This window comes from Streptomyces sp. NPDC001002 (assembly GCF_053599215.1).
In genome coordinates this window covers 50,840-74,565 of record NZ_JBSFLV010000029.1, presented here as the reverse complement: position 1 = coordinate 74,565, position 23,726 = coordinate 50,840, and the positions used below count along the sequence as shown (strand labels likewise).

The window sequence follows — 23,726 nt, the reverse complement described above, 5'->3', positions numbered from 1 at the left end:
GTGCCGGTGAGGCGGCATCACACTTCGAGTTGGGCTCCGGAGGGCCGGAGCCGGGATCGCCCGTTGCGTTCGGTGTGGGGCGGCAGAAGGGCCCTCAGGGAGGGGGAGGGCTCCAGCCCCAATTCGTCCTGAAGGATGCGGTGGCATTGTTCGTATTGGCGCAGTGCAGCGCCCCTGTTGCCGGCTGCCAAATGCGCTTTCATCAGCACACGATGTGCACTTTCCCGTAAGGGTTCCGTACGCACGGCGGTGAGTCCGGCGGCGACCGCTTCGCCGTGGCGCCGTGCTGCCGTGAGGCGCTCGGTCATTGATTCCAGGGCATAAAGGCGGAGCTGATGATATTGCTCCTGCTCGATCAGCATCCAGTCGTTTCCCGGCCATTCAGGGAGCAGGTCGGCCGACAGGTCCGCCAGGGTTTGCATGGTGAGGATGTCGTCGCACGCGCGCGAGTTGTCGAGCAGCCTGTGTGCACACGCAACGGCTCCGTGCAGGTCGACGGCGATGTCCTTGGAGATGGCCAGTTCGCGTGAGGAGGCGTCGATGATGGGGTGTCCCATGCGTGTCGCTCGCCAGAGAGAGGACCTCAAGTTTGCGTTGGCACGTGATGCGGTGACATTCGGCCAGAGGATTCCGGCCACGTAGGTGCGTGAGCGAGGCATGTCCTGCAGGGCCAGGAAAGCAATGAGTCGTTGCGTGCTGGAGCAGACTGGAATGCGGGTGTGATCAATCGTCAGTGCAAATCCCTTGAGTAACCTCAGGGAGATTGGCTGTGTTCGTCCGTTCATCGACGCCCCCGATACCGATGTCGACTTCGGTGATCTTCGGTGTGGTTCCAGAGATTCCCGAGGCCACGTTACAAGCAAGTTGCGATCGCAGACTCGACTATTAACGGGCGGGCGTCAAAAAGGAATCACCGGAGCGTCGCGGATTCGTCACCCCTCGCGCTCGATCAGCTCATCGAGCCAGGTCCGCACGGCTGCGAGGGCGTCGCCCGTCCTGCTCACCGCGGTGGGTGTTTCCTGCTGCCCGTCGACGGTCCGGATGATGCGCGCGCGGAAGCCGTCCTCCCTGCCGCTCTCCACCCATACCCGAAGGATCAGGACGCCGGACCGTGTTGAGGGGGTCTCCATGAGAGACCGAGTGTCCCCGACCGCTGTCACCCGGGCGTTGTCGATCCGTGTCCGGTGACGTCATCACGAGCGACGCGGACGAAAACCCGTACGCGGCGGTGACGTCGGTGTGACGGGTGGGTCGCGGGCCGATCACGGGGGCCTCTGCATGCTCTCCGCATACGTCGTCGGCGCGCGCACCGGTCCGAGGGGGCTTCGCATGGGTGACTTCGGTGTGATCGCCGATGTCTCGTCAGTCATCGTGAGCACGCTGACGCAGTCCCTGCGCGGCCTGGGCCAGCGCGACATGCCCCCACCGATCGCGGAACTCAACGACCTCTCCGAGGCGGTGCAGACCCCGCCCCCCAAACTCACGGTGTTCCTCTACGAGATCGCCGAGGACCCCACCTCGCGCAACCGGCCCCCGGTGCGCTCCCAGCCGCCCGACCAACTCACCACCCGCAAACCGCCGATGGCCCTGCTGCTGCGGTATCTGATCACCCCGTGGGGCGGCGACCAGGCGACCCAGCACCGGATGCTCGGCCGCGCCCTGCAGACGTTCTACGACGACGCGATCCTGGACGGCACCCAACTGTCCGGCAGCCTGGCCGGCAGCACGGACTCGCTGCACACGACCCTGACGCCCCTGACCCTCGATCAGAAGTCCTGGGTCTGGTACGCGATCCAGAAGCCGTACCGCCTCTCCCTGAACTACGAGATCCGCGTCGTCAACCTGGACTCGGCCGTCGAGACGGCGGTGCGCCCGGTGCGCAGCCGGATCATCCAGGGGGCGGCGACACCATGAACGCCTTTCTGCCCGTGGGCCGTTCGGTCCTCTACAGCCCCGTCTGGCTGGTGCCGTTCGACGACCACGCCCGCCGGGTGCGCTCCGCGGGCGTGGAGGTCCGCCTCGAACGGTTCGACGACGAGGGCGGGTCCGACGGAACGGGCGGCTGGCTGCCGCTGGACGACAGGGCGGTGCGCACCCCCAGCGGCCACTTCGCCTTCCCGGGACTCGGCAGGCGGGCAGAGCCGTGGGCGGCCTCGCCGGAGCGCCACCGGGTCCGGTTCGAGGCCGCCGGCTACCAGCCGCTGTACCCGGCCGACGGCGAACCGTTCTCGGCCGGTCTCGTCGGCGTCGAGTTCCTGGTCCACCCCTACGACGACACCCACCCGCCGTCCGAGGAGGCCTCCCCGAGGCTGGTCAGACTGCTGCCGGGGGTCGCCTTTCCCTATCCGCCGGGTGTGCGCACGGTCCGCGGCGTCGTGCTCGACGCGACCACCCGCGCCCCCGTGGCGAACGCGCTCGTCGAGGCCGGGGGACGGACCGGCCAGGACCTGACGCCGTGGCACGAACGCACCCTCTCCGACGCCACGGGCGCCTTCCGGCTCGCCCTGCGCTGGGAGGGCGAGAAGGCCACGGAGAACACCGCCGAGGAGACCTTCCTCCTGGAGGCCACCGAACGGCCGGGCAGGACCGGGGAGTTGACGGTGCGCCTGCCCCAGGAAGCCGAGCGCCGACACGTCATCGAGATTCGTGAGCAGTGAAGGAGCCATCCATGCCCGAGTATCTGAGCCCAGGGGTCTACATCGAGGAGATCGATGCGGGGCCACGGACGATCGCGGGGGTGAGTACGAGCACGGCCGGCATGGTCGGGGTGACCGCTCGCGGCCCGTACTCCGGCAAGCCCAAACTGGTCACGAACTTCCTGGAGTTCCAGACGGTCTTCGGCGGCTTCCTGCCCGAGCCGGAGGCGGGCGTACGCGACGGCTGGGCCAACGACCCTTCCGAAGGCGGCCGTTGGTGGCTGTTCCCGCTGGCCGTCAAGGGCTTCTTCGACAACGGCGGTCAGCGGCTCTACATCAAGCGGGTCGCCGCCGAAGGCGCGAAGCCCGCCTCCGGGGAACTGGTCAACGGCCTGGTGAGCCCCGTCGCCTCCGACGCCGCGCCCGGCGCGACCAGCCTCCGGCTCGGGCACCTGATCGGCTTCACCGGGGTCGGCCAGCAGATCGAGATCTTCCGCGGCGACGACCAGCAGACGATCCACACCGCGGCGGTCTCCGCGTACGACATGGGCGCCCGCCGGATCCAGTTGGAGACGCCGCTGCCCGCCGAGGTCAGGATCGCCCGCGGGGACTACGTCCAGGTCGGGCAGCGTGGCGCCGAGAAGACACTGCGGCTGGCCGCGGTGAGCCCCGGGGCGTGGGGCGACGGCGTCCAGGTCCGGGTGCAGCCGATGGTCGGTGCGGCCCTGCCGGTGCTGCCCGATCCGCAGGAGGGCGCGCTGTTCATCACGCGCCTGGTCGCGGACGCCGACGCGAACAGCGACTCCGTCGAGGTGGCCACGGCCAACGGACTCGACCCCGACGACCTGCCCGCCGACGTGTGGGTGCTGATCGGCACCGACCGCTTCAAGGTCCAGGTGAGCCAACCGGCCGACGGCAAGGTGACGTTGACCCTCCCGGCGAACACGACCCACCTGGAGTGGGAGACCGGGCTCACGGTGCGCCGTGTGCGCCGGGGCAACACCGCGGCCGCGCCGACGCTGCGGGTCGGCGGCGCGAGCAGGCTGTACGAGGGCGCGGTCGTCCAGGTCGACGACGGCACCACCCTGACCGCCATGGGCGTCCAGACGGTCGCCGAGGATCTCGTCACCCTCGACCGGAACGTCCCCGGGACGCTCTTCGAGACCGACCGGATCCATCTGGTCGAGGCCGAGGTCAGCACCCGGTTCACGGACACCGCGGGGGCGGCGGTCACCGAGACGTTCCCCAACCTCCGGCTCACCGGCGACAACCCGGCCAATCTGACGACCGCCCTGCAGAGCCGCTCGCAGCTCGTGCAGGCCACGGCGCTGACCGGCCTGTCCACCGATCTCACGAAGTTCCCGGTGCCCGCGACGGGTTCGTGGCTGACGCTGGCGGACGGCGACGACGCGTACGCCGCCCTCAGGGTGTCCGACTTCGTCGGCGTGGACGGCGGCAGTGGTCGCCGTACCGGAATCGTCGCTCTGGAGGACATAGACGAGGTGGCCGTCTGCGCGGTGCCCGGCATGTGGTCCGGCACCGTCGAATCGGCCCTGGTCACGCACTGCGAACTCCTCAGGGACCGGTTCGCGATCCTCGACCCGCGCGACGGCCTCGACATCGAGGGCATCCAGACCTTCCGCGAGCCCATCGACACCAAGTACGCGGCGCTCTACTACCCGTGGCTCGTCGCCCGCGACCCCTCCACCAACCGTGACGTCGAGGTACCGCCGTCCGGTCACATGGCCGGGATCTACGCCCGGGTCGACGTGGAGCGGGGCGTGCACAAGGCACCGGCCAACGTGGTCATCCGCGGCATCCGGCAGACCGACGGCATCGCCCAGGACGTCACCAAACGCCATCAGGACCTGCTGAACCCCAAGGGGATCAACGCCCTGCGGTTCTTCCCCGGCCTCGGCCACCGGGTGTGGGGCGCGCGCACGCTGTCCTCGGACACCTCGTGGAAGTACATCAACGTCCGGCGGCTCTTCCTCTTCCTGGAGGAGTCCATCGACGAGGGCACCCAGTGGGTGGTCTTCGAGCCCAACGACGAGTCGCTGTGGGCCCTGGTCCGCCAGACGGTCACCAACTTCCTCACCACGGTCTGGCGCAGTGGCGCGCTCGCCGGGACCACCGCCGACGAGGCGTTCTTCGTCGCCTGCGACCGCACCACGATGACCGAGGACGACCTGGCCAACGGCCGGCTCATCTGCGTCATCGGTGTCGCGCCGGTCTTCCCCGCGGAGTTCGTGATCTTCCGGATCCAGCAGAAGACCCGCGAGACCCAGCTCGCCTGAGCAGCACCCGACCGAGCCCGAGCACCCGACTGAGGAGCGGCCACCATGCCACCCGTGACCAGGGAAGATCCCTACGCGTCATACAACTTCCAGATCATCGTGACCAACGTCAGCGACGACGGCGTCGCGGTGAGCGGCTCCTTCACCGAGATGAGCGGTCTGGAGCTGGAGGTCCCGCCGATCGAGTACCGCAACGGCAGCGAGGACATCACCGTCCGCAAGATCCCGGGACTGAAGAAGTTCACCAACCTCACCTTCAAGCGCGGCATCACCGGCCATGTCGGCTTCTGGAACTGGGTGACCGAGGCCCTCAACGGCAAGGTGCGCCGCGCCTCCGGCTCGATCGTGCTGCTCGACGAGAACCGCCAGGAAGCGATGCGCTGGAACTTCGACCGGGGCTGGCCGACCAAGTACACCGGCCCGACGCTCAGCGCGACCAAGAACGAGATCGCCATGGAGACGCTCGTCCTGGCGGTCGAGAAGCTGGAGATCGACGTCTGACATGACGAGCGAAGCGCTTCCCGGCGTATCCCTGACGTTCGTGCCGCGCGGCCCGGAACCGGAGCCGCTGCGCACGGACGTGGCAGCCTTCCTCGGCCGGTTCCGCCGCGGTCCGGTGGGCACCCCGGTGCGCGTGGAGAGCTGGAACGACGTCGTGGGCGTCTTCGGACCGCCACCGCCGGAGGGCGACTTCGCCACGCCGTACGCGCTGCGCGGCTTCTTCGAGAACGGCGGCCGCACCGCCTGGGTGCTGAGGGTGTCCGGGCCGGCCGCCACCGCGCACGCCCTGTGGCCGGTCGGGGACATCGACGGATTCGCGGCCACGCGCTACCGGGTGGTCGCCACCAGCCCGGGCGCCTGGGGCGACACCGTACGCGTCGGCATCCGCCACCAGGCCAGCACCGTCGCCGGACCGCCCACGGTGAGTGTGCGGATCACCGTGCCCGGCGAGGCGCCCGAGACCTTCCCCGGCCTGCCGCCCGCCGCGGTGGCCGACCGGCTCGCCGAATCCCGCTACATCCGGCTGATCCCCGACGGACCCGCCCCCGACCCCGGCGCTCCCGGCCCGATCTCGATGTCCTGGTCCCTGACGCTCGCCGGCGGCACCGACTCCCCGCCGACCCGCCAGGAGTACACGGACGCCGTGACCGTGCAGTCCGAACTCCCGGAACCGGCCCTGGTGGCGCTGCCCGACCTGGGCACGGACCTGTCCGGGACCGTGCACACCGACGCGGTCCTGGAACTGCTGGGGACCGTGTCCCCGCTCCTGGACCGGCTGGTCGTCCTCGACGTCCCGCCCCGGCTGTCCTCCGTCGACGCCACGGCGGACTGGGTGGAGTCACTGACCGGGACCGGCGACAGCGGACTGCTGAGCTGCGCGGCCGTCTACCACCCGCCGCTGCGGATCCCCGACGGACCCGCACTGCGTACCGTCCCGGCGTCCGGGCACGTGCTGGGCGTGATCGCCCGGCTCGACGCCGAGCGCGGCGCCCACCACACCCCCGCCGGCGCCGTGATCCTGGAGGCCGTCGACCTCGCCGCCGAACTCCCCGAGCCCCAGCAGGTCCGCCTCTTCGACGCGGGCGTCGACCTGATCCGCTGCACCCGGGGCCGGGGACTGATGGTGTGGGGCGGACGCACCCTGTCCGCCGACCCCCGCACCCGCTACATCGCGCACCGCAGACTGCTGCACCTCCTGGTGCGCGCGATCCGCCGGGTGGCGAGCCCGTTGGTGTTCGACGTCAACTCGCCCGAACTGCGGCTGACCCTCGTCCGCGCCATCACCTCGGTGCTGCTGTCCGCCTTCCGGGCGGGTGCCCTCACGGGAAGCCGGCCCGAGCAGGCGTTCCAGGTGGTGTGCGACGACACCAACAACCCGCCGGAGCAGGACCCGGGGCAATTGGTCTGCGAGATCGAGGTCGCCGCCGCCGTCCCCATGGAGTTCGTCCGGCTGCGTCTCGTACTCGGCCAGGACCGCGGTCTGGAGGTGATCGAGGCATGAACCAGGACCCGCTGCCGAAGTACCGATTCCTCGTGACGCTCGACCCCGGCGACGCGTATCTGCCGCCCGCCCAGGCGCAGTTGCTGCCGCTGGTCGCCGCCGGAGCGTTCCAGGAGGTCACCGGGCTCGGCGCCCAACTGGAGGTGACCAGCTACCCGGAGGGCGGCCGCAACGACTCCGTCCACCAACTCCCGCTGCGCCACTCCTGGAACCGCATCACCCTCAAACGCGGAGTGGTACGCGACTCCGGCCTGTGGACCTGGTACCAGACCGGACTCGCCGACTCCCTCGGCGCCCGCCGCGACGGCGCGGTGATCCTGCTCGCCCCGGACGGGACACCCGGCGCGGCCTGGGCCTTCCACGGCGGGCTCGCCGCCAAGTGGACCGGACCCGACCTGCACGCCGAACAGAACGCGGTCGCCATCGAGTCGCTGGAGATCGCCCACGAGGGGCTGACCAAAGTCCTGCAGGACACCGCGGCGAACGGCCTGCCGCGACAGAGCCAAGGGAGGTGACCGGCGTGCCGAAGGTGACCATTCACAACCTCGAAGTCCGGTACCAGGTGGAGGGCGACGACGGCGCCGTCTTCACCCGGCTGTTCAACAAGCACATCCAGGCCTGGGCGAGGCTCTACGAGGACGCCCGCGCCCGCACCGAACACACCGAGGCCGAACGCCGCTTCGGCGACGGGGAGGGCCCGTCGTGAGCGTCACGCCCGTCTCCTCCGCCCGCCAGGGCGCCGCCCAGGCCCGGCTGGAGATCGTCCGGCCGGTGATCGCCGACGAGCGGCAGCGGCGGATCCCGCTGCGGTTCAACCCCACCGACTACAAGCTCAGCAAGAGCAACACCTTCGCCGAGATCACCATCCCCGGCCTGGAGACACCCCCGCTGCAGTACATCCGCGGCGGCACCGAGACGCTCACCGTCCAGGCGCTGGTCGACACCTCCGACACCCTGGACAACGTACGGACCGCGTACGTCGACGCGCTGCGGAACCTGCTGCGCCCCGACAGCCGCGAACACGCGCCGCCCATCGTCCGGTTCGTGTGGGACGAGGAGGTCTTCACCGGCGTCGTCGAGAAACTGGACGTCAACTACCAGCTGTTCCGGCCGGACGGCGTGCCGCTGCGGGCGATGCTGGACCTCTCCCTCAAGGAGTACCGCCCGGCCGCCGTGCAGGTCGCCGCCGTGCCGCGCTCCTCGCCCACGGTGGAGAAGAGCTATGTGGTGCGCCGCGGCGACACCCTCAGCTCCATCTCCACCGCGGTGTACCGGCGCCCCGACGCCTGGCGCGAACTGGCGCGCGCCAACGGCATCGACGACCCGCGGGACCTGCGACCGGGCCGGGTGCTGACCGTGCCCCGGCTGCCGTGAGGAGCACGCGATGAGCTCTCCCACCCCCGAGGTCGCCTCACCCGACCGGTACGCGCCCGAGTTCGAAGTACGCATCGAGGGACTGGAGTTGGACCCGTCCACCAAGAACGACGTCATCGACATCAAGGTGAACCGGGACATCGACGAGATGTCCGGCTTCGACCTCACCCTGAACAACTGGGACGACGCCAACCTGAGGTTCAAGCACAGCGACTCGCCGAGTTTCCAGCTCGGCTGCCGGGTCTCGGTCCGCCTCGGCTACGCCGACCAGCTGCTCACCGTCGCCACCGGGACCATCTCCACCCTCAGCCCGAAGTTCACCGACGGCTCGTCGCCCACCATCTCGGTCAGCGGGGTCGACGGGCTGCTGCGGCTGAAGGACCGCAAGCCCACCGAGAACGAGAGCAAGATCTACCTCGGCAAGCGGGACTGGGAGATCGCCCAGCAGATCGCCCGGCGCAACCACCTGCGGATCGTGGTCACCGAGGAGGGCCCGGTCCACGACCGCGTGGTGCAGAAGAACCAGGACGACGCGAGCTTCCTGCTGGAGCGCGCCAAGCGGCTCGACTTCGACTGCTTCCTGCTGCCGGACCCGGTCACCGGCGAGGACACGCTGTACTTCATCAAACCCACCGACGGCCGGGACGGCCGCCCGATCCGCGTGTACCGGCTGGCCTACGCTCCCGGGCTGTCCACCGGCCCGACGAATCAGCCCGCGGGACTGATCCCCAATCTGATGGAGTTCACCCCGACGCTGACGGTCTCCCAGCAGGTCAGCAAGGTCACCGTCCGGGGCTGGGACCCCCGCACCAAGCAGCCGATCGCGTTCACCGCGACCGCCGAGAACCTCCCGGCCGGACAGAACTCCGCCGACGGCCAGAGCGGGCCGCAGGCCGCCGAGTCCGCGGTGCAGGGCCGCCAGGAGGTCATGGTCGACGCACCGGTCACCAGCGACCAGGAGGCCCGCGAACTGGCGATCAGCCTGCTGCGCGAGCGCGCCTACGAGTTCATCACCGCGACCGGAAAGGTGGCGGGCCTGCCCGAACTGCGGCCCGGCGACAACCTGGAGATCTACGGCCTCGGACGCCGGTTCTCCGGCACGTACTTCGTCAAACGGGTCGAGCACACCCTCAACACCAGTGGTTTCTTCACCCAGTTCACCGGCCGGCGGATCCACCAGGGGGACCAGTGACGACCAGGACCACGCCACGGTCCCGCAGCACCGACAAACGCTTCTACGGCGTCGTGGAAGCGCTCGTCGCGGAGTGCGACGGCGACGACGAGGGCCGGGTCAAGCTGAAGTTCCCCTGGTTCGACGGGACCACGGTCACCGACTGGTGCCGGGTGAGCCAGCTGTACGCGGGCAACGGCTACGGCTCCGTGTTCGTCCCGGAGAAGGACGACGAGGTGCTCGTCGCCTTCGTCCACGGGGACATGCGCTTCCCCGTCGTCCTGGGCGGCCTCTACAACGGCAAGGACAAACCGCCGACCGCCCGCACCGAAGGACGCGACCAGAAGACCATCCGGACGAAGCACGGCCACCAGATCCTCTTCGACGACAACACCTCCCAGGCCGCCGTACGCATCACCTCGGCCGCCGGGCACGTGGTGGAACTCGACGACCAGGGCAAGGCGATCCGGATCACCGCCGCCGAGGGCGGCAGCGTGACCGTCTCCGCGCAGGGGGAGATCACCCTCAAGGCACCGAAGGTGACCGTCGACTCCTCCGCCATCGAACTCGGCGCCGGTGCCACCGAACCCCTCGTGCTCGGCAACGCGCTGCTCGAGAAGTTCAACACGCACACCCACCCGTCCTCCGCCGGGCCGACCAGCGCGCCGACCGTTCCGCTCACGGCCGACGTCCTGGCCAAGAAGGCGAGGACGGCATGAGCGAGGACTTCCTCGGCACGGGCTGGCGGTTCCCGATCCTGCCCGACGAGGCCGGGCGGCTCGGCTACGCCGTCGGCGAGGAGAGCATCGAGCACTGTCTGCGAGCACTGCTGCTCACCGGCCGAGGCGAGCGCGTGATGCAGCCCGAACTCGGCACCCGCGCACCGGAGTTGGTGTTCGCCCCCGGCAGTGTGCAGAACCTGCGCGACCTGGAGAACTCGATCGCCGAGGCGGTCCGCGTCCACGAGCCCAGGGTGGAGCTCGACGAGGTCCGCGCGGAGGCCGACCCGGCCGACGAGTCACGGGTCACCGTCTCCGTCGTCTACCGCGTCCGGCGCAGCAACACCAAGGCCAACCTGGTGTTCCCGTTCTACGTCGGACTCAGCGGCCTCACCGGTCCCGCGGGGAGCACACCATGACCGTGCCCGCACCCCGCCTCGACGACCTCACCTGGGCCGACATGATGGCGGCCGTCCGCCGCCGGATCCCCGCCGAGTCGGACGGCGCCTGGACCCTGCACGCCCCCGTCGACCCGGGCGTCACCCTCCTCGAACTCTTCGCCTACCTCCTCGAACAGCGGCTGTACTGGCTCGACCAGGTACCGGACGCCCTCGTCGTCGCCATCCTCCGGCTGCTCGGCATCGCCCCGCCGCGCCCCGCCCGTCCCGCGGCCACGGTGCTGCGGCTGTCCGCCCGGCAGCAGGGCACCGCCGTTCCGCTCGTCCCCGCCGGAACGGCGCTGACCCGGGACCCGTTGGGGCGCGTCGTCTTCACCCTCGACGACGACGTCACCGTCCTCCCGCTCGCCGAGAACGGCACGATCACCGTGTGGACCGACCGCGACCGCACCGCGGACCTGCGGGCCGGCCGGGGCGTCGCACTCCTCGCGGGCGACGGCACGCCGGCGCGGGCCCGGTTCACCCTGCCGCTCACCGGAGCGCACTCCGCCCCCGGCCCGATCGGCCTCCTGTTCCAACTGGACGCCCCCACCGCGTCCTTGGCGTCCTGGCTGCCCACCGCGGTCGCCGACGTACCGCCTCCCGCCGAGCTGACCTGGTCCTGGTTCCGGCCGGACTCCGACCTCTCGGGTCCGTTCGAGAAGGTCGAGGACGGCACGGCCGGGCTGCGGCGGTCCGGAGTCGTCCGGCTCCACCCGCCCGCCGGCTGGACCACCGAGGACACCGGCGTGCTGGTTTCGACCACGGCCGCGACCTACGCGGCCCCGCCCCTCCTGCGCGGGCTCGCCGTCAACGTCTCCGTCGCCCGCCACCGCCGCCGGTACACCGCACAGGGCGCCGACCTGGCGGACCAGATCGAGGCGTGGCTCAAACTCCCCGGTCAGCACCTGGTGCTGCCCGACGCCGCGGGCCGGCTCCTCGAAGCGGCCGTGCGCCTGGCGGGCGAGGAGTGGCAGCCGGTGCCCGACTTCACCTTCGGCGCGCCGACCGACCGCGTCCACCTGGTCGACCGGACCGAGGGCGCGGTGGTCTTCGGCGACGGACTCACCGGACGCATCCCCAGGCCGGACCCGGACGCCGTCGTCGACTACGTGCTCGGCGGCGGCCGGGAGGGCAACGGCGGCCTGACCGACAACTGGGTCGCGCTCCCGGACACCCCGGCGGACCTCGGCACGGTCGTGGCCGCCAACCTCGTACGGGCCGAAGGCGGCGAGGACCCCGAGACGGTCACCGCCGCACGGCAGCGCGCGGGCGCCTCCTTGGGAGAGGTGACCCGGGCGGTCACCGCGGACGACTTCGTCACCCTCGCCCGTACGACCCCGGGAGTCGCCGTCGCCCGCGCCTACGCGTCCCTCGGCGAGCACGCCGGATTCGCGTGCGACCGGGTGCCCGGCGCGGTCACCGTCCACATCGTCCCGTCGGCGCAGCGGACCGACCTCGACCGCGAGGACTTCGTCGCCGCGCCGCGGCCCGACCCGGGCATGCTGCGCGCGGTCGCCGCCCGCCTCGACGAGGCCCGGCTGCTCACCTCCGAGGTCTTCGTGCGCGGGCCCCGCTACCGCGATGTGAGCCTCCGGGTCGACCTGTCGGGCGGCCCGGCCGACCGCGCCCGCGTGTCCGCCGTGGTCACGTCCGCGCTGCGCCGCCTGCTCGACCCGCTCGTCGGCGGCGAGGAGCAGGACGGCTGGCCGTTCGGGGAGGCGCTGCGCCCGTCGGCCCTCCTGCGTGCCGCCCAACGGGCCCTGGGAGACCTCGCGGACGTCGCCGGTGTGGCGATCGGCCTCGACGGGGCCGACCCGGACGAGAGCTGCGACGAGGTGGCGCTGCGCACCGGTGAACTGCCCGCACTGCGGTCGGTCCGCACCCGGATCGTGCCCACCGTCGAACCGGGGGAGGGGCTGGCATGACCGGCGACGTGTGGTGGGAGAAGGACGCGCGCACCGAGGGCGACCTCGTCCCCGGTACCGGCCCGTCCGGCGTCCAGCCGGAACTGGTCGAGGCGACCCGCGAGGCCGTACGCACCGACGTGCGCGGCCGGATCGCCGGCTACACCCCCGACTGGACCGACCCCGACCGCCAGGACGCCGGGGTGGCGCTCGTCCGCCTCTTCGGGACCCTGGCCGAACCCGTGCTCTCGCGCGTCAACCGGCTGCCGGAGAAGATACTCGCCGAGCACCTGGCCACGGCCGGAGTGCGCAGGCGGCCCGCGAGCGCGGCGGCCGCGCTCCTGGAGTTCACCGTGAACCCGCCCGACGGCGTCTCCGTGCTGATCCCCGCGGGCTTCCAGAGCGCGGCCTCGACACCGGCGGGCCAGGTCGTCTACGAGACGGACCAGGACCTGTACGCCACACCGGCCACCCTCGCCGCACTCGCCGTCCAGGAGGCGGGGACGCTGGAGGACCTGCCGCTCGGTCCCGCCGGTCCCGGCCGCCCGTTCGCGCCGTTCGGCCGCGACCCGCAACCCGGCAACGGCCTGTGGATCGGCCTCGCGGGACCGGCCGTCCCCTATCCGCGCCTCTCGCTGGGCCTGGTGGTCGTCGCCGCCGCACCCGCTCCCGCGGACTCCGGCGGCCCAACTCCCCTTCCCCTGCCCGCCCTTCCGCTCCTGCGCTGGGACATCCTCGACGGCACCCGGCTCGTGCCCGCCGAACTCGTACGTGACTCCACGGCCGGACTGAGCGCCGACGGGACCGTCGAACTCAGGGTCCCGCGCTCATGGCGGCCGGGCAGCCCACCCGGCTCCCGACCGCGGCCCCAACTGCGCTGGATCCGGCTGCAGATAGCGCACGGCGCCTTCGGCGGCCCTGCGCCCGTACTCTCCGGACTGCGGCTGAACACGATCGCGGCCACCGCCGCCCGCACGATCAGGGACGAGCCGCTCCAGCCGGTCCAGACCCCGGGCGCGAGCGGCCTGCGGCGGATGACGCTCAGTCAGATCCCCATCCTCGCCGGGTCCGTGGTCATCGAGGTCGACGACGACACCGGCGGCGACGTGTTCGGCACCACGGCCGGCTCCACGTCCAGAACCTCCTCCCGCTGGCACGAGGTGGAGAGCCTGGCCGCGTACGGCGCCGACGACCCGGTGTTCACCGTGGACCACGCCACCGGTGAGGTGACCTTCGGGGACGGCGTCAACGGTACAGCCGTGCCGCCCGGGTTCCGCAACGTACGGGCCGTGCGCTACCGGGTCGGCGGCGGCAGCGCCGGTGCCGTGCGCGCCGGTGCCGTCAACTCGGTGGTCACCGCGCTGCCGTTCGTCACCGGCGTCAACAACCCCTTCCCCGCCACCGGAGGAACGGACGCCGAGCCCGACGAGGACGCGATGCGCCGGGGCGTCGGTCAACTGCGCGCCCGGGGCCGGGCGGTGGCACCGGCCGACTACGGCCTCCTCGCCCTGCGCGCGCCCGGCGCGTCGGTGGCCCGCGCCCAGGGTGTGGCGGGACTGCACCCCGGGTTCGCCGGCACGCCGATCCCCGGCGTCGTGGGAGTCCTCGTCGTACCGCCCGCCGACGACACCGGCGAACCACCGGTCCCCGCCGCCGCCACCCTGCGCGCCGTCACCGAGTTCCTGACCCGCGAGGTCGCCCCCGCCGGGGTCACCGTCGTCGCCGCCCCCGCCTCGTACCGGAAGGTCGCCGTGGAGGCCTGGGTCACGCTCGACCCGGACCTCGACCGGGCCACCGTCCTGACCGGGGCGGGCGACGCGGTGCGCACCTACCTCGATCCGCTCACCGGCGGCGAGAACGGCGCGGGCTGGCCGTTCGGCGGCGCACTGCGGCACACGGCACTGCTCCGGCGCCTCCTCGCGGCCGACGGCGTCCTCGCCGTCACCCGGCTCTCGCTCGTCGTCGACGGCATACGGCAGCCGGCCTGCGCCGACCACGCGATCCCGCCCCACACCCTCGTCTGGCCGGAGCGCCCGCTGCTGATCCCGGTAGGAGACCGGACATGACGTGCACCCAGCACCCCGCCACCTTCCGCCTCCTCGACGCCCACGTCGGCTGGGAGGAACCCGTCGTCGGCGAGCCGGGACTGGAGAACATCGTCGGCTTCGACGACCCGGCCGGCATCCGGCTGGCCCACAGCGGCCCCGCACCGGACGGACCCACCAGACAGCAGCTGCTCCCGTGGTTCCCCGACCCCCGCCTCGCGCCCGGATGCGACGCGTGCTCCTGGTACCTGCTCGTCCCGGACGGCCCGGGCCTGCTGCGCCGCGACGCCTGCACGGGCGCCTGGACCACCGTATGGCCGCCGCCGTGCGACCCGGGCCTGCTGCGCGAGCCCGTCTCCGTCGCCGCGCGGGGACACCGACTGGCCGTGGTGGACGGGGACCGGGTCCTGGTGTGGCGCCGTGAGGGAGAGCAACTCGCCGGTGTCATCTGGGTCGACGAGCCCCGGTGGGCCGCGCCCGCAGCCGGGGACGAGGTCCTCGTGGCCTGCGCGGGCGACACCGACCTGCGCCGGTTCGACTCGACGGGCGCCTTCCGCGGGCTGCTGCACACCGGAGCGCGCGGCGAGGTCGTCGGGCTGCGCACAGGGGAGAGCCGGACGATCTGGCTGCTGACCGACGACGACGGCCGGTTGACGATCCACCGAGGCGGCGGACAGGGCGCATTCCGCGTCGCCACCGTCGACGAACTCGCCGCGGCCCTGCCGCCGTCCGCGCTGATCTCGGCGGACGAGGACGGGTTCTGTCTGCGGGAGGACGGCCCGGACGGCGCCGTGACCACCTGCCACACCTGGCAGGGCGGGCCGAGGCAGACCCCGCCGACGGCGACGACACCGTACGCGACCGACGGACTCCTCCTCACCGGCCTGCTCGACAGCGGCATCTCACGCTGCCGCTGGCACCGCGTGCGCGTGGACGCCGACGTGCCGGCCGGCACAGCGGTCGCGGTCGAGATCGTGGTGTCCGAGGACGGCCGCTACGACGAGACCGACTGGCAGATCTCGCCCCCCGGAGTCACGGACTTCCTCGTCGACCAGCCGCCCGGCCGCTGTCTGCGGCTGCGACTGCGGCTGTCGGGCGACGGCGGCGCGACCCCGGTCGTACGCCGGATCCGCCTGGACTTCCCCCGGTCCACCAGCGCCGAACTCCTGCCGCCCGCCTACCGCATGGACCCCGCGGCCGACGACTTCACCGAGCGCTTCCTGTCCCTGTTCGACGCCTCGCTCGCCGACCTCGACCGGGTGATCGAACGGTACCCGGCGCTCCTCGACCCGGCCGGCGTCCCCGACCAGGTGCTGCCGTGGCTGTCCGGACTGCTGGGCCTGTCCTTCGAGGCCGGCTGGGACGCCGGGACCCGGCGCGAACTGCTGGCCAGGGCCCCGGAGTTGTACCGGCGCCGGGGCACACCGTGGGCGCTGCGGGAGGCGGTACGCATCGTGTTCGGGGTGCGCCCGGTCATCGAGGAGCTGGCGACGGACCGGCGGTGGGCGTGGGTGCGTGCGGCTACCGGGTCGCATGAGGGCCAAGCGCCCAAAGGGCCCCTGGAATCACGGGAGTTGGGTGTCGGCGCCGTGCGGCTGTTCAGCCGGTCGTCGAGCCGGTTCCGGATCGGCGGCTCGGCGCTGGGCGGGGCGCCGCTGCGGGCGTTCGGCGCGCCGGACACCGACCCGCTCACCGCGCACGCGCACCGGTTCCGGGTGCTCCTTCCCACCGCACCGGCCGACGAGCAGGCACTGCGGCGGCTCGTGGAGCGGCAGGCACCGGCGCACACGGTGGGCTCGGTACGGACGGGCGGCGCGGGCTTCGTGGTCGGCTCCCGGTCCACGGTCGGCGTGGACACCGCGTTCGTACCACTTCCGCCGCCCGTACTGGGCGGCCAACACCCGCTGCGGCTGGGCCGCGACGGGGTGATCGGACCAGGACCCAGAGGGTTGCGCCGAGGGGTGGGTGTGGGAGTCGTCTCCGCCGTCGGTGTGCATACGCGAGTGTGGTGAAAGGACAGCGATGACGGAGACAGGGACGCGGCGGTCGGCGGAGTTCGACGCGCCGCCACTGCGCAGGCTGCGGTACTTCCACGGCCAGATGCTGGGCGCCAGGGACTTCCAGCGCGAACAGGAGTACCACCGCGAGAAGTTGAAGCTGCGCATGCGCTGCCTGCTCGGATACGGCGTGGTGTGCGGCCTGTTCGTGGAGCCGGTGGGACACCACCACGACGAGGACCGCCAGGCGGAGCCGGCCGAACAGACCGAACAGACCGAACAGGCCGAACAGGCCGAACAAGCCGATGAGTTGGAGCACACCGAGCAGGGCGGCACGGAGACGGAGCGCACCCGGCACCGGGCCAAGGTGCGGATCACGCCCGGTCTCGCCGTGGACTGCGACGGCAACGAGGTCGTGGTGCGCGGCGGTTGCGTGATCGACCTGTGGAAGGCACTGCCCCCGCACGAACGCGACACGGAGACGGTCTGGGTCGGCGTCCAGTACGCCGAGCGGGCCGTGGAAGCCACCCGGGCCGTCTACAACGACGCCTGCGCGGACACCTCCGAGTGCGAGTACGGCTGGACGGAGGAGTGCTTCACGGTACGCGTCACCGGGTGCGAGCCCCCGGCGGACGAACGCTGCGACACCTGCTGTTCCCCGTGCGAGCACAAGGTGCTCTGGCTGGCCAGGATCGACTGTGCCGACCTGCGCGAGCCGGTGCGCGAACACCAGATCCACATGAACGTGCGCCGCCCCTTCGGCCAGCACGTGCCCACGGTGATCACCGGCGTGAACTGGATCCACGGGCACACCTACACGATCGACGAGGCCAAGGCCCTGCTCGGCACCCAGAACGAGGACGGCGGGCTCGTGGTGCGCTTCTCCGGCGAGGTCCGGACCGACTCGCTGCGGCCCGGCGTGGTCGACCTCCAGGTGATCGAGGGCGGCAGGGGCAACAACGCCGGCATCTCGTACATGCACGGTGAGTTCACCGAACCCGACCTCGAATCCTGCGAGTTCACCCAGGAGTTCCGGTTCCGGCAGACGACACGGGAGTCGCTGCAGGACGGCGACCGGCTGATGATCACCGTCCGGACCGCGTTCGTCCTGGACCGCTGCTGCCGCCCGGTCGACGGCACCCATGTCGGCGGACGCGTACCGCTGATCGACGCGGACCACCGGACCGCCGACGCGGCCGGTACCACCGAAAGCGGCGACACCGCCGCCACCACCGATTCCGAAGGGGCGGCCAGGCACGGCGGGTGCGACCTCCCGCCGTCCGGCATCGGCCCCTGGACGTCCGGCACCGGTGTGGGTGGGGACGTCTTCGAGAGCTGGTTCTTCGTGAAGGAGCGCTGATCATGCGAACCGACTGCGGATGCGGCTGCGGGGGTGACACCACCCGTACCTCCGCCTTCGTACGACCTCGCTTCTTCGCGGGACAACTGCTGACCGAGGACGACCTCAGCCTGCTCGTCGACTACACGACGGCGAAGGACAGACTGCACAACCGCACGCTGTCCGGCCCGGGAGTGGTCTGCGGACTCGGCGTCAGCTGCGCTCCCTGCGGCGGCGGAACCGTGGTGGTGCACCCCGGACACGCCCTCGACTGCGCGGGCAACGACATCGTGGTGTCCTGCACCGAACAGGTCGACGTACGGGCCCTGGTGCAGGAGCAGCGCGTCAGCGCCCGCGGTGTGGACTGCGGGGAGCCCTGCGACGCCGACGGTGTACGCCGCTACGGCCTCTTCGTGCGGTACCAGGAACTCCCGGTCGAGCCGGTGGCGCCGTACGCCACGGAGGAGCCCTGCCCCTCACCCGGGTGCGTCCCCTCCCGGGTCCAGGAGGGCTTCCGGTTCCTCGTCAAGGGCGGTGACGTCGAGGACCACCGCCACAATCCCGGCACCCAACTGCTCGCGGGAATCGGCGACTTGGTGCGGGCGGACCGGGCCCGCAGCCGCGACCGGCGGCTCGGCCACTACGTCGACGCCCTGTTCGCCGCGTCCGTCGGCACGGACCGCGCCTTCCGCTTCGACGCCGCCGACGCCAAGCGGTACGCCTCCGGGCTCGCCTGGCTGAGCGAGAACGGGGGCGGCGAGGGAGCACTGCCACCGGCCACGGCCCGCGAGATGACGGAGCACGTCCGCGCGCTGGCCAGTGCCGTCGCCCGCTTCGACACCTACGACCCGACCGGGCAGCAACAGCTCACGGTGCAGTACCCCGACCTCTCGTCGGTCCACGTCGCCCGCCGCACGCTGAGCGGGGCGTGCGACCGGCTGCGCGGCATCGACGAGGAAGCCACGTGGCCGGATCCGCTGCGCCGCTCCCTCGCCCGCGCGGTGGTCACCGAGACCGCGGCACGGGTCGCGATGGGGAAGGAGGAAGCGGAAGCACCGCTGGAACTACGCCTGATCGCCCAGGGCACACCGCTCGGTCACGCGCTGCGGGTGGAGTTCCGCGCGGACCTGAGCCTGATCCGCGAGTGGCTCCTCGGCCGCCTGGAGCTGAGCCCCGCCCTCGCCGACTGCGCCCTGCGCAACAAGGTCGCCGCCATCGACGTACCGCCGCTCCTGCCGCCCCCGCCGCAGGACAGCACGGAGCGCGCGACCATCGCCGAACTCCAGCAGATCGCGGAGGTGGCCGCCGAACTGGGCCTGGCGGTACGGCGGTTCGTGACCGACGCGGCCTGCGCCACGCTGAACCCGCCCTGCGGCGACTCCACCGACACCGACGTCCTGCTCGCGCACATCGAACTCGACGGCTGCGATGTCGTACGGATCTGCTCCGCCACCCGGGAACAGGTGCTGCCGGGCGGATCGGCGTACGGGGAGTGGCTGCCCAAGCTCTACCGGCTGCGGGAGTTGGCCGAGCGGCTGTGCTGCAAGCCCCCGCGGCGCCACCGGAAGCCGGAACTGCCGTCGGAGGGCCCCGTGCCGCGGCCGTACGTCGAAGGGCTGCTCGGCGACTGGCCGCGCACCGGCGACCTGGAGGAGATGCTCTCCCTGCTGCTCACCCGGGCCCCCGGGGAGACCCCGCCCAAGGCCCTCCACGAGCAGGTCTACACGACCCCCAGCGAAGTGACCGACAGCATGCAGGAACTGGCCATGCTCCGGACACAAGTGGCCGACCTGAACGCGGCGTTGGAGGGTCTGCGCGCCCAACTGGGCAGCGCGCAGGAGCGGGTGAGCCAGGTGGCGGAGCAAATGCCGGAGCGGCTCGGGTCGCGGTTGGAGGAGCTCGAAGGGGCACCTCGGGGTGAGGGCGCGGCGACTGGCGAAGACGCATCAGCGGGTGATGAAGGATCAGGGGGCGACGACGCCCCGTCCGCCGAGTCCACCCCGCCCGCCGAACCGGCTAAGGCTTCTCCGGCGAAGGCCACCGCCAAGCCCCCGGCGAAGCGGACCCGGTCCTCCCGTACCCGGAAGCCCGGTGAGACGCAATGACGGGTCCGATGCGCCCCGCGTTCCACGAGGGCCAGGTGCTGGCCGCCGCCGACCTGTCGGCCACGGTCGAGTACGCGCGCGGCCAGTCCGCCCGGCACGCCCGGCACCTGCACGAGTGGGGTGTCGCCGAAGGACTCGCCCTCGCCGCCGAGCCGCGCACCGACCCGGAGACCAACGCGCGGTACGTCGAGGTGCGGGTGGAGCCGGGGTACGCCGTCGACGGCACCGGCCGCGAGGTGGTCCTCACCGACCAAGTCGTGCTGCGGGAGAGCGACTTCGAGGAGGTCAATGGCGCGGACCCGAATGAGAAAGAGCCCTATCCGGTCTTCCTCGCCGCGGCCGACCGGGAACCGGCCACGTCCGCGGGCTCGGACTCGTGCGGCGGTACCGGCGGACGGACGCGGGTGGAGGACTCGTACGAGATCTCCTTCGGGCGGCTCGGCGACGAGCGGACGGTCGACGAGCAGCAACCACCGGCGATCGGCGCCCAGTTGACCGCACCGCCGCCCCAATGGCGCATCCTGCTGGGTTACGTCGGCTGGGCGGGCGGTCACTTCAGCGGTGTCGAGACGGTGGCGCGCGGGGTCCCGGTGCGGTTCTCCGGAGTACGCGCGGACCTCGTCTCGGCCCAGTCGGGTTCCCTGACCCTGCGCACGGGCCAGACGGCTCAGGAGGGCAAGCCCGCGATCGTACTGTCCGGCGGCGACTCGCCGAGTCTGGTCTTCGGCCTGTACCGGGGCGGCGGCACGGTCGACCCGCTGCTGACCATGGCGGCCAACGGCAACCTGAAGATCGCGGGCAGCTTCGAGGGCACGATGCCGGCGGGCAGCACCCTGGTGACGTCCGGGACGGCCACCGACGGCATGCTGCTGCCGCTGCCCACGGGCATCACGGCCCAGCAGGTCGCCGACGGCCGGGTCCTCGTGCATGTCCACCTGACTCCGCGCACCCCGCCCGTGCTGGGGGAGTCGGTGCTGTACACCCCGGTGGAGGCCACGGTGGACGACGAGCTGCGGGTGCGGTGCCGGGCCCGCCTGTACGACCCGTTGAACGGCCCGCGTGACGTCGTCGAGCGGCCCGGGGCGGTCGACTTCCTCGTCGTGGCGACGGTCTCGGCGTCGTCGGGCGCCTCGGAGTCCGCAGCGTCCGCAGCGCCCGCAGCGTCCTCGGCGGTTTCGGCGGTTTCGGCGGTCTCGGCGACGAACGGTGGTGGCTGACGATGGCGCTCTCCGTGGTGTACGCGGAAGACACCGGCCATGTCCTGGGCGCGCTGGCACTCACCGGCGCGAGCGCCCCGACCGACGCGGCCGGACTCGTCGGCACCGAACTGCCGTTGCGGGTCTCCCTCGGCGCGGACGGGACCGCGACCCTTCCGGTCGACGCCCGGGACCTCGCGGTGGCTGCCGTGGACGATGAACAGGGCGCGCTGGCCGAGCCGTTGGCGTTCGCTGTCGAGTTCGGGTCCGACGAGAAGCCCAAGCCGAAGCTGTTGCGTCTGCCGTCGTGGACCGGTGGTTTGGAGGCGACGACGGATGACCTCACCATCACCGTGCCCCTCCCCGCGACCGCCCCCACCCGCGTGGTCGCACTGGTCTCCGACAGCCGGACCACCCATGTGCTCGCCGGTGAGATCCCCGCCGGGCGGAACGAGGTGAAGCTGCCGGTCACCCTCGCCGGGGAGACCGCGTACGGCGTGCTCGTGCTGGTGGCCGGGTGGGCGGGCCTGCTGGAGAGGGTGAACGTGGCATGAGCGTGCCCACCGCGCGGACCACCGGGGAGATCGAGGTGCACCGCTGCACGATGACGGTGGTCCGGAGCGGTGGGTGGAGCTGGGGGCCCGATCCACGCGGACTGGTCCGCCAGGTCGTCGACGCTCTCCCGGAGGCGTTGGAGGAGCACTTCGCGGAACAACTCGCGGGCGACGGCCCGGACATGGAGATCACCGAGCCGGTGACCGTCATCGTCCGGGCGGGCAGGCCCGGTTGGACCGGGCGGGGTGAGACGTCCTTCGAGGTCCAGGTCTCGCCCGTACCCGCGACGGCACTCCCCGCCGACCTGTCCTCGGCCCAACAGGTGTCGTTCGAGGGGGAGTTGTCCTCGGAACCGGCGCCGTGGTCGGCGCCATCGACCGCCGCGCTCTTCACCGAGCTCGCCGAACGGAACGAACTGGACGCGCTCCTCGCCCTGCTCCCGGACGACTCGCTCCGCGTCTACGTGCTCGCCCTGCTCGGAGACGACGACGCGTCGGCCGGGCGGCTGCTCGCCGAACTCGCCCGGCGCGAACTGCTGGTCGAGCCGGCGGAGGACCTGCCCGAGCCGCTACGAGATGCCCGGCCCGGAGCGGCCTTGACCCGCTTCCTCACGGACTACGTCGCAGCGGCGGACCGCGAGGAGATCACCCGGCTCGTGGAGACCCTGCCCGGCCGGGCTGCTGAGCCATCGCCCCCGGCGACCGAGGGCCCGTCCGTTTCCCGGACCACCGCGCGCGAGGTTCATCTGCGCTCGGCGCTCCCCTTCCTGCTCGCCGGGCCGCTGGCGCGGATCGGGTACCTCGACGCGATCGGGCCTGCCCTGGCGGGACTCGAACTGGCAGAGGAGGCACCGCTGTTCGCGGCCGCCCTGGCGTACAAGGTGCTGGGCGCGACGGGACGGGGCTGGCGCCGCGCCGAGCAGGACAGGGCGACCGCGGCCGCCTTCGCGGGACTCGACCCACCCGTGCCCGAGGAGCGGCTCACCGACTTCGCCCGGCGGGTACGCCCCGCGCTCCCGCTCCTCGACGGCGTCCTGGCGCTCTCGGTGTGCCGGGGACACGACCCCGCCGACCCCCTCCTGATCACCGGCGTCGACGACGGGCTGCTCCTCGTCGACGCCCAGGGCATGTTCCCGATCGCCTGGGCCGGGGCGGCGGCGGGACTGCTGCCGCACTGGGCGGCGTGCGGACGGCCGCCCGTACTGATCTGCGACGGCCCCCTCCCACCCGGAGCCCTGCGCGAACTGGCGGCGGCGGGGGTGCCGTTCATGACCGCCGTACGGCCGCTGCGGGGTGATCCGGTGGTGCGCCTGCCCTGGCGTACGCCGTTGTGGACGGGAGGGGACGGGATGGCCGGGGGCGGGCCGAGCGGGGACGGATCGAGCGGGGGCGGGCCGAGCGGAGACGGATCGAGCGGGGGCGGGCCGAGCGGGGACGGACGCAGCGGGGGCGGACCGGGGGAGGGGCGACCGGGTGTGCGGCTGGCCGCGGAGTTGCCCGGCCACGCGGCACGGCTCGCGGATCTGGTCACCGCCCTGGCCGTGGAGCGGAGGGCGGTACCGCTCGCGGACGACGGCGACCTGGAGCGCACCGTCACGCTGGCCGCGACCTTGGGCCTGTCCACGATCGCCTGGACGCTCTGGCAGGGGCGTGAGACACCGCATCCGGTGCTGTCCCTGAGCCGTTTCGCGGACCTGGAGGCGACGGTCCGCTTCGAGCCCGACGCCGTCCGCGTGCGGGTCCCGCTGGGGCGGCGCCATGCCGACCTGCTGCGCGGGGGACTGCTCGCCGACGTTCCGGACGTGGTGTGGCTGGACGGCCGGACCTTGACGTTCTCGGGTGGGTGACCGGTGTGGGTGAAGCGCGGGTGGGGGCGGGGATGGATGGCGGGGATGAGTGACGGGGATGAGTGAGTTCCGGGTGAGCCATGGGTGGGTGGCGGGCGTG

21 protein-coding genes are annotated in these 23,726 nt (G+C 72.1%); 19 read left to right on the top strand and 2 right to left on the bottom strand.

Features of this window, described 5'->3' with window-relative positions:
• Positions 1-17 precede the first annotated feature (17 nt).
• Both ACWDR3_RS16045 and ACWDR3_RS16040 read right to left on the bottom strand, forming a co-directional pair.
• Complete coding sequence (locus ACWDR3_RS16045) at positions 18-557, bottom strand: AfsR/SARP family transcriptional regulator (protein WP_450353095.1); 540 nt, start codon at positions 555-557, stop codon at positions 18-20.
• Positions 558-932: 375 nt separating this feature from the next.
• Complete coding sequence (locus ACWDR3_RS16040; RefSeq protein ID WP_450353094.1) at positions 933-1,130, bottom strand: hypothetical protein; 198 nt, start codon at positions 1,128-1,130, stop codon at positions 933-935.
• Positions 1,131-1,329: 199 nt separating this feature from the next.
• Here ACWDR3_RS16040 and ACWDR3_RS16035 point away from each other — a divergent pair, with 199 nt between their 5' ends.
• The 19 genes from ACWDR3_RS16035 to ACWDR3_RS15945 are packed head-to-tail and all read left to right on the top strand — an operon-like array spanning position 1,330 to position 23,626.
• Positions 1,330-1,914: a DUF4255 domain-containing protein gene (locus ACWDR3_RS16035; protein WP_450353093.1), complete on the top strand. Its 585-nt coding sequence runs from the start codon at positions 1,330-1,332 to the stop codon at positions 1,912-1,914.
• On the top strand, positions 1,911-2,657 hold the full coding sequence (locus ACWDR3_RS16030) for a carboxypeptidase-like regulatory domain-containing protein (RefSeq protein WP_450353092.1): 747 nt from the start codon (positions 1,911-1,913) through the stop codon (positions 2,655-2,657). Before ACWDR3_RS16035 ends, ACWDR3_RS16030 begins: the two co-directional genes overlap by 4 nt.
• A gap of 11 nt (positions 2,658-2,668) precedes the next feature.
• On the top strand, positions 2,669-4,933 hold the full coding sequence (locus ACWDR3_RS16025; protein ID WP_450353091.1) for a phage tail sheath family protein: 2,265 nt from the start codon (positions 2,669-2,671) through the stop codon (positions 4,931-4,933).
• Between the two features lie 45 nt (positions 4,934-4,978).
• Entirely contained in the window at positions 4,979-5,434 is a 456-nt protein-coding gene (locus ACWDR3_RS16020; RefSeq protein WP_450353090.1) for a phage tail protein, read from the top strand.
• A 1-nt stretch (position 5,435) separates the two neighbouring features.
• The gene (locus ACWDR3_RS16015) at positions 5,436-6,935 is read left to right on the top strand and encodes a phage tail sheath family protein (RefSeq protein WP_450353089.1); all 1,500 of its coding nucleotides are present in this window, start codon (positions 5,436-5,438) and stop codon (positions 6,933-6,935) included.
• Positions 6,932-7,450, top strand: coding sequence for a phage tail protein (locus ACWDR3_RS16010; protein ID WP_450353088.1), 519 nt, complete (start codon positions 6,932-6,934; stop codon positions 7,448-7,450). The genes ACWDR3_RS16015 and ACWDR3_RS16010 overlap by 4 nt, the downstream gene beginning before the upstream one ends.
• 5 nt (positions 7,451-7,455) lie before the next feature.
• Positions 7,456-7,641, top strand: a complete 186-nt coding sequence (locus ACWDR3_RS16005; protein WP_450353087.1) for a putative phage tail protein — start codon at positions 7,456-7,458, stop codon at positions 7,639-7,641.
• Positions 7,638-8,309, top strand: a complete 672-nt coding sequence (locus ACWDR3_RS16000; protein ID WP_450353086.1) for a CIS tube protein — start codon at positions 7,638-7,640, stop codon at positions 8,307-8,309. The genes ACWDR3_RS16005 and ACWDR3_RS16000 overlap by 4 nt, the downstream gene beginning before the upstream one ends.
• Before the next feature lie 10 nt (positions 8,310-8,319).
• Positions 8,320-9,501: a phage late control D family protein gene (locus ACWDR3_RS15995; protein ID WP_450353085.1), complete on the top strand. Its 1,182-nt coding sequence runs from the start codon at positions 8,320-8,322 to the stop codon at positions 9,499-9,501.
• Positions 9,498-10,199 carry a phage baseplate assembly protein V gene (locus ACWDR3_RS15990; protein WP_450353084.1) on the top strand — a complete coding sequence of 234 codons (702 nt, stop codon included), beginning with the start codon at positions 9,498-9,500 and terminating at the stop codon, positions 10,197-10,199. Before ACWDR3_RS15995 ends, ACWDR3_RS15990 begins: the two co-directional genes overlap by 4 nt.
• On the top strand, positions 10,196-10,618 hold the full coding sequence (locus ACWDR3_RS15985; protein WP_450353083.1) for a GPW/gp25 family protein: 423 nt from the start codon (positions 10,196-10,198) through the stop codon (positions 10,616-10,618). Before ACWDR3_RS15990 ends, ACWDR3_RS15985 begins: the two co-directional genes overlap by 4 nt.
• Positions 10,615-12,564 (top strand): putative baseplate assembly protein, encoded by a 1,950-nt coding sequence (locus ACWDR3_RS15980; protein ID WP_450353082.1) that lies wholly within the window; start codon positions 10,615-10,617, stop codon positions 12,562-12,564. The genes ACWDR3_RS15985 and ACWDR3_RS15980 overlap by 4 nt, the downstream gene beginning before the upstream one ends.
• Entirely contained in the window at positions 12,561-14,609 is a 2,049-nt protein-coding gene (locus tag ACWDR3_RS15975) for a putative baseplate assembly protein (RefSeq protein WP_450353081.1), read from the top strand. The genes ACWDR3_RS15980 and ACWDR3_RS15975 overlap by 4 nt, the downstream gene beginning before the upstream one ends.
• Entirely contained in the window at positions 14,606-16,600 is a 1,995-nt protein-coding gene (locus ACWDR3_RS15970) for a phage tail protein (RefSeq protein WP_450353080.1), read from the top strand. The genes ACWDR3_RS15975 and ACWDR3_RS15970 overlap by 4 nt, the downstream gene beginning before the upstream one ends.
• Positions 16,601-16,610: 10 nt before the next feature.
• On the top strand, positions 16,611-17,945 hold the full coding sequence (locus ACWDR3_RS15965; RefSeq protein WP_450353079.1) for a hypothetical protein: 1,335 nt from the start codon (positions 16,611-16,613) through the stop codon (positions 17,943-17,945).
• A 2-nt stretch (positions 17,946-17,947) separates the two neighbouring features.
• A complete protein-coding gene (locus ACWDR3_RS15960; protein ID WP_450353078.1) occupies positions 17,948-20,029 on the top strand; it encodes a hypothetical protein in 2,082 nt (693 codons plus the stop codon).
• Positions 20,026-21,246: a hypothetical protein gene (locus ACWDR3_RS15955; protein WP_450353077.1), complete on the top strand. Its 1,221-nt coding sequence runs from the start codon at positions 20,026-20,028 to the stop codon at positions 21,244-21,246. Before ACWDR3_RS15960 ends, ACWDR3_RS15955 begins: the two co-directional genes overlap by 4 nt.
• 2 nt (positions 21,247-21,248) lie before the next feature.
• The gene (locus ACWDR3_RS15950; protein ID WP_450353076.1) at positions 21,249-21,779 is read left to right on the top strand and encodes a hypothetical protein; all 531 of its coding nucleotides are present in this window, start codon (positions 21,249-21,251) and stop codon (positions 21,777-21,779) included.
• Positions 21,776-23,626, top strand: coding sequence for a hypothetical protein (locus tag ACWDR3_RS15945; RefSeq protein WP_450353075.1), 1,851 nt, complete (start codon positions 21,776-21,778; stop codon positions 23,624-23,626). Before ACWDR3_RS15950 ends, ACWDR3_RS15945 begins: the two co-directional genes overlap by 4 nt.
• Positions 23,627-23,726: the final 100 nt, after the last annotated feature.

Bases quoted from the DNA above. Each gene is read 5' to 3' on its own strand.
- ACWDR3_RS16045 (WP_450353095.1), bottom strand. From the start codon at position 557: ATGGGACACCCCATCATCGACGCCTCCTCACGCGAACTGGCCATCTCC.
- ACWDR3_RS16040 (WP_450353094.1), bottom strand. From the start codon at position 1,130: ATGGAGACCCCCTCAACACGGTCCGGCGTCCTGATCCTTCGGGTATGG.
- ACWDR3_RS16035 (WP_450353093.1), top strand. From the start codon at position 1,330: ATGGGTGACTTCGGTGTGATCGCCGATGTCTCGTCAGTCATCGTGAGC.
- ACWDR3_RS16030 (WP_450353092.1), top strand. From the start codon at position 1,911: ATGAACGCCTTTCTGCCCGTGGGCCGTTCGGTCCTCTACAGCCCCGTC.
- ACWDR3_RS16025 (WP_450353091.1), top strand. From the start codon at position 2,669: ATGCCCGAGTATCTGAGCCCAGGGGTCTACATCGAGGAGATCGATGCG.
- ACWDR3_RS16020 (WP_450353090.1), top strand. From the start codon at position 4,979: ATGCCACCCGTGACCAGGGAAGATCCCTACGCGTCATACAACTTCCAG.
- ACWDR3_RS16015 (WP_450353089.1), top strand. From the start codon at position 5,436: ATGACGAGCGAAGCGCTTCCCGGCGTATCCCTGACGTTCGTGCCGCGC.
- ACWDR3_RS16010 (WP_450353088.1), top strand. From the start codon at position 6,932: ATGAACCAGGACCCGCTGCCGAAGTACCGATTCCTCGTGACGCTCGAC.
- ACWDR3_RS15995 (WP_450353085.1), top strand. From the start codon at position 8,320: ATGAGCTCTCCCACCCCCGAGGTCGCCTCACCCGACCGGTACGCGCCC.
- ACWDR3_RS15985 (WP_450353083.1), top strand. From the start codon at position 10,196: ATGAGCGAGGACTTCCTCGGCACGGGCTGGCGGTTCCCGATCCTGCCC.
- ACWDR3_RS15980 (WP_450353082.1), top strand. From the start codon at position 10,615: ATGACCGTGCCCGCACCCCGCCTCGACGACCTCACCTGGGCCGACATG.
- ACWDR3_RS15975 (WP_450353081.1), top strand. From the start codon at position 12,561: ATGACCGGCGACGTGTGGTGGGAGAAGGACGCGCGCACCGAGGGCGAC.
- ACWDR3_RS15970 (WP_450353080.1), top strand. From the start codon at position 14,606: ATGACGTGCACCCAGCACCCCGCCACCTTCCGCCTCCTCGACGCCCAC.
- ACWDR3_RS15965 (WP_450353079.1), top strand. From the start codon at position 16,611: ATGACGGAGACAGGGACGCGGCGGTCGGCGGAGTTCGACGCGCCGCCA.
- ACWDR3_RS15960 (WP_450353078.1), top strand. From the start codon at position 17,948: ATGCGAACCGACTGCGGATGCGGCTGCGGGGGTGACACCACCCGTACC.
- ACWDR3_RS15955 (WP_450353077.1), top strand. From the start codon at position 20,026: ATGACGGGTCCGATGCGCCCCGCGTTCCACGAGGGCCAGGTGCTGGCC.
- ACWDR3_RS15950 (WP_450353076.1), top strand. From the start codon at position 21,249: ATGGCGCTCTCCGTGGTGTACGCGGAAGACACCGGCCATGTCCTGGGC.
- ACWDR3_RS15945 (WP_450353075.1), top strand. From the start codon at position 21,776: ATGAGCGTGCCCACCGCGCGGACCACCGGGGAGATCGAGGTGCACCGC.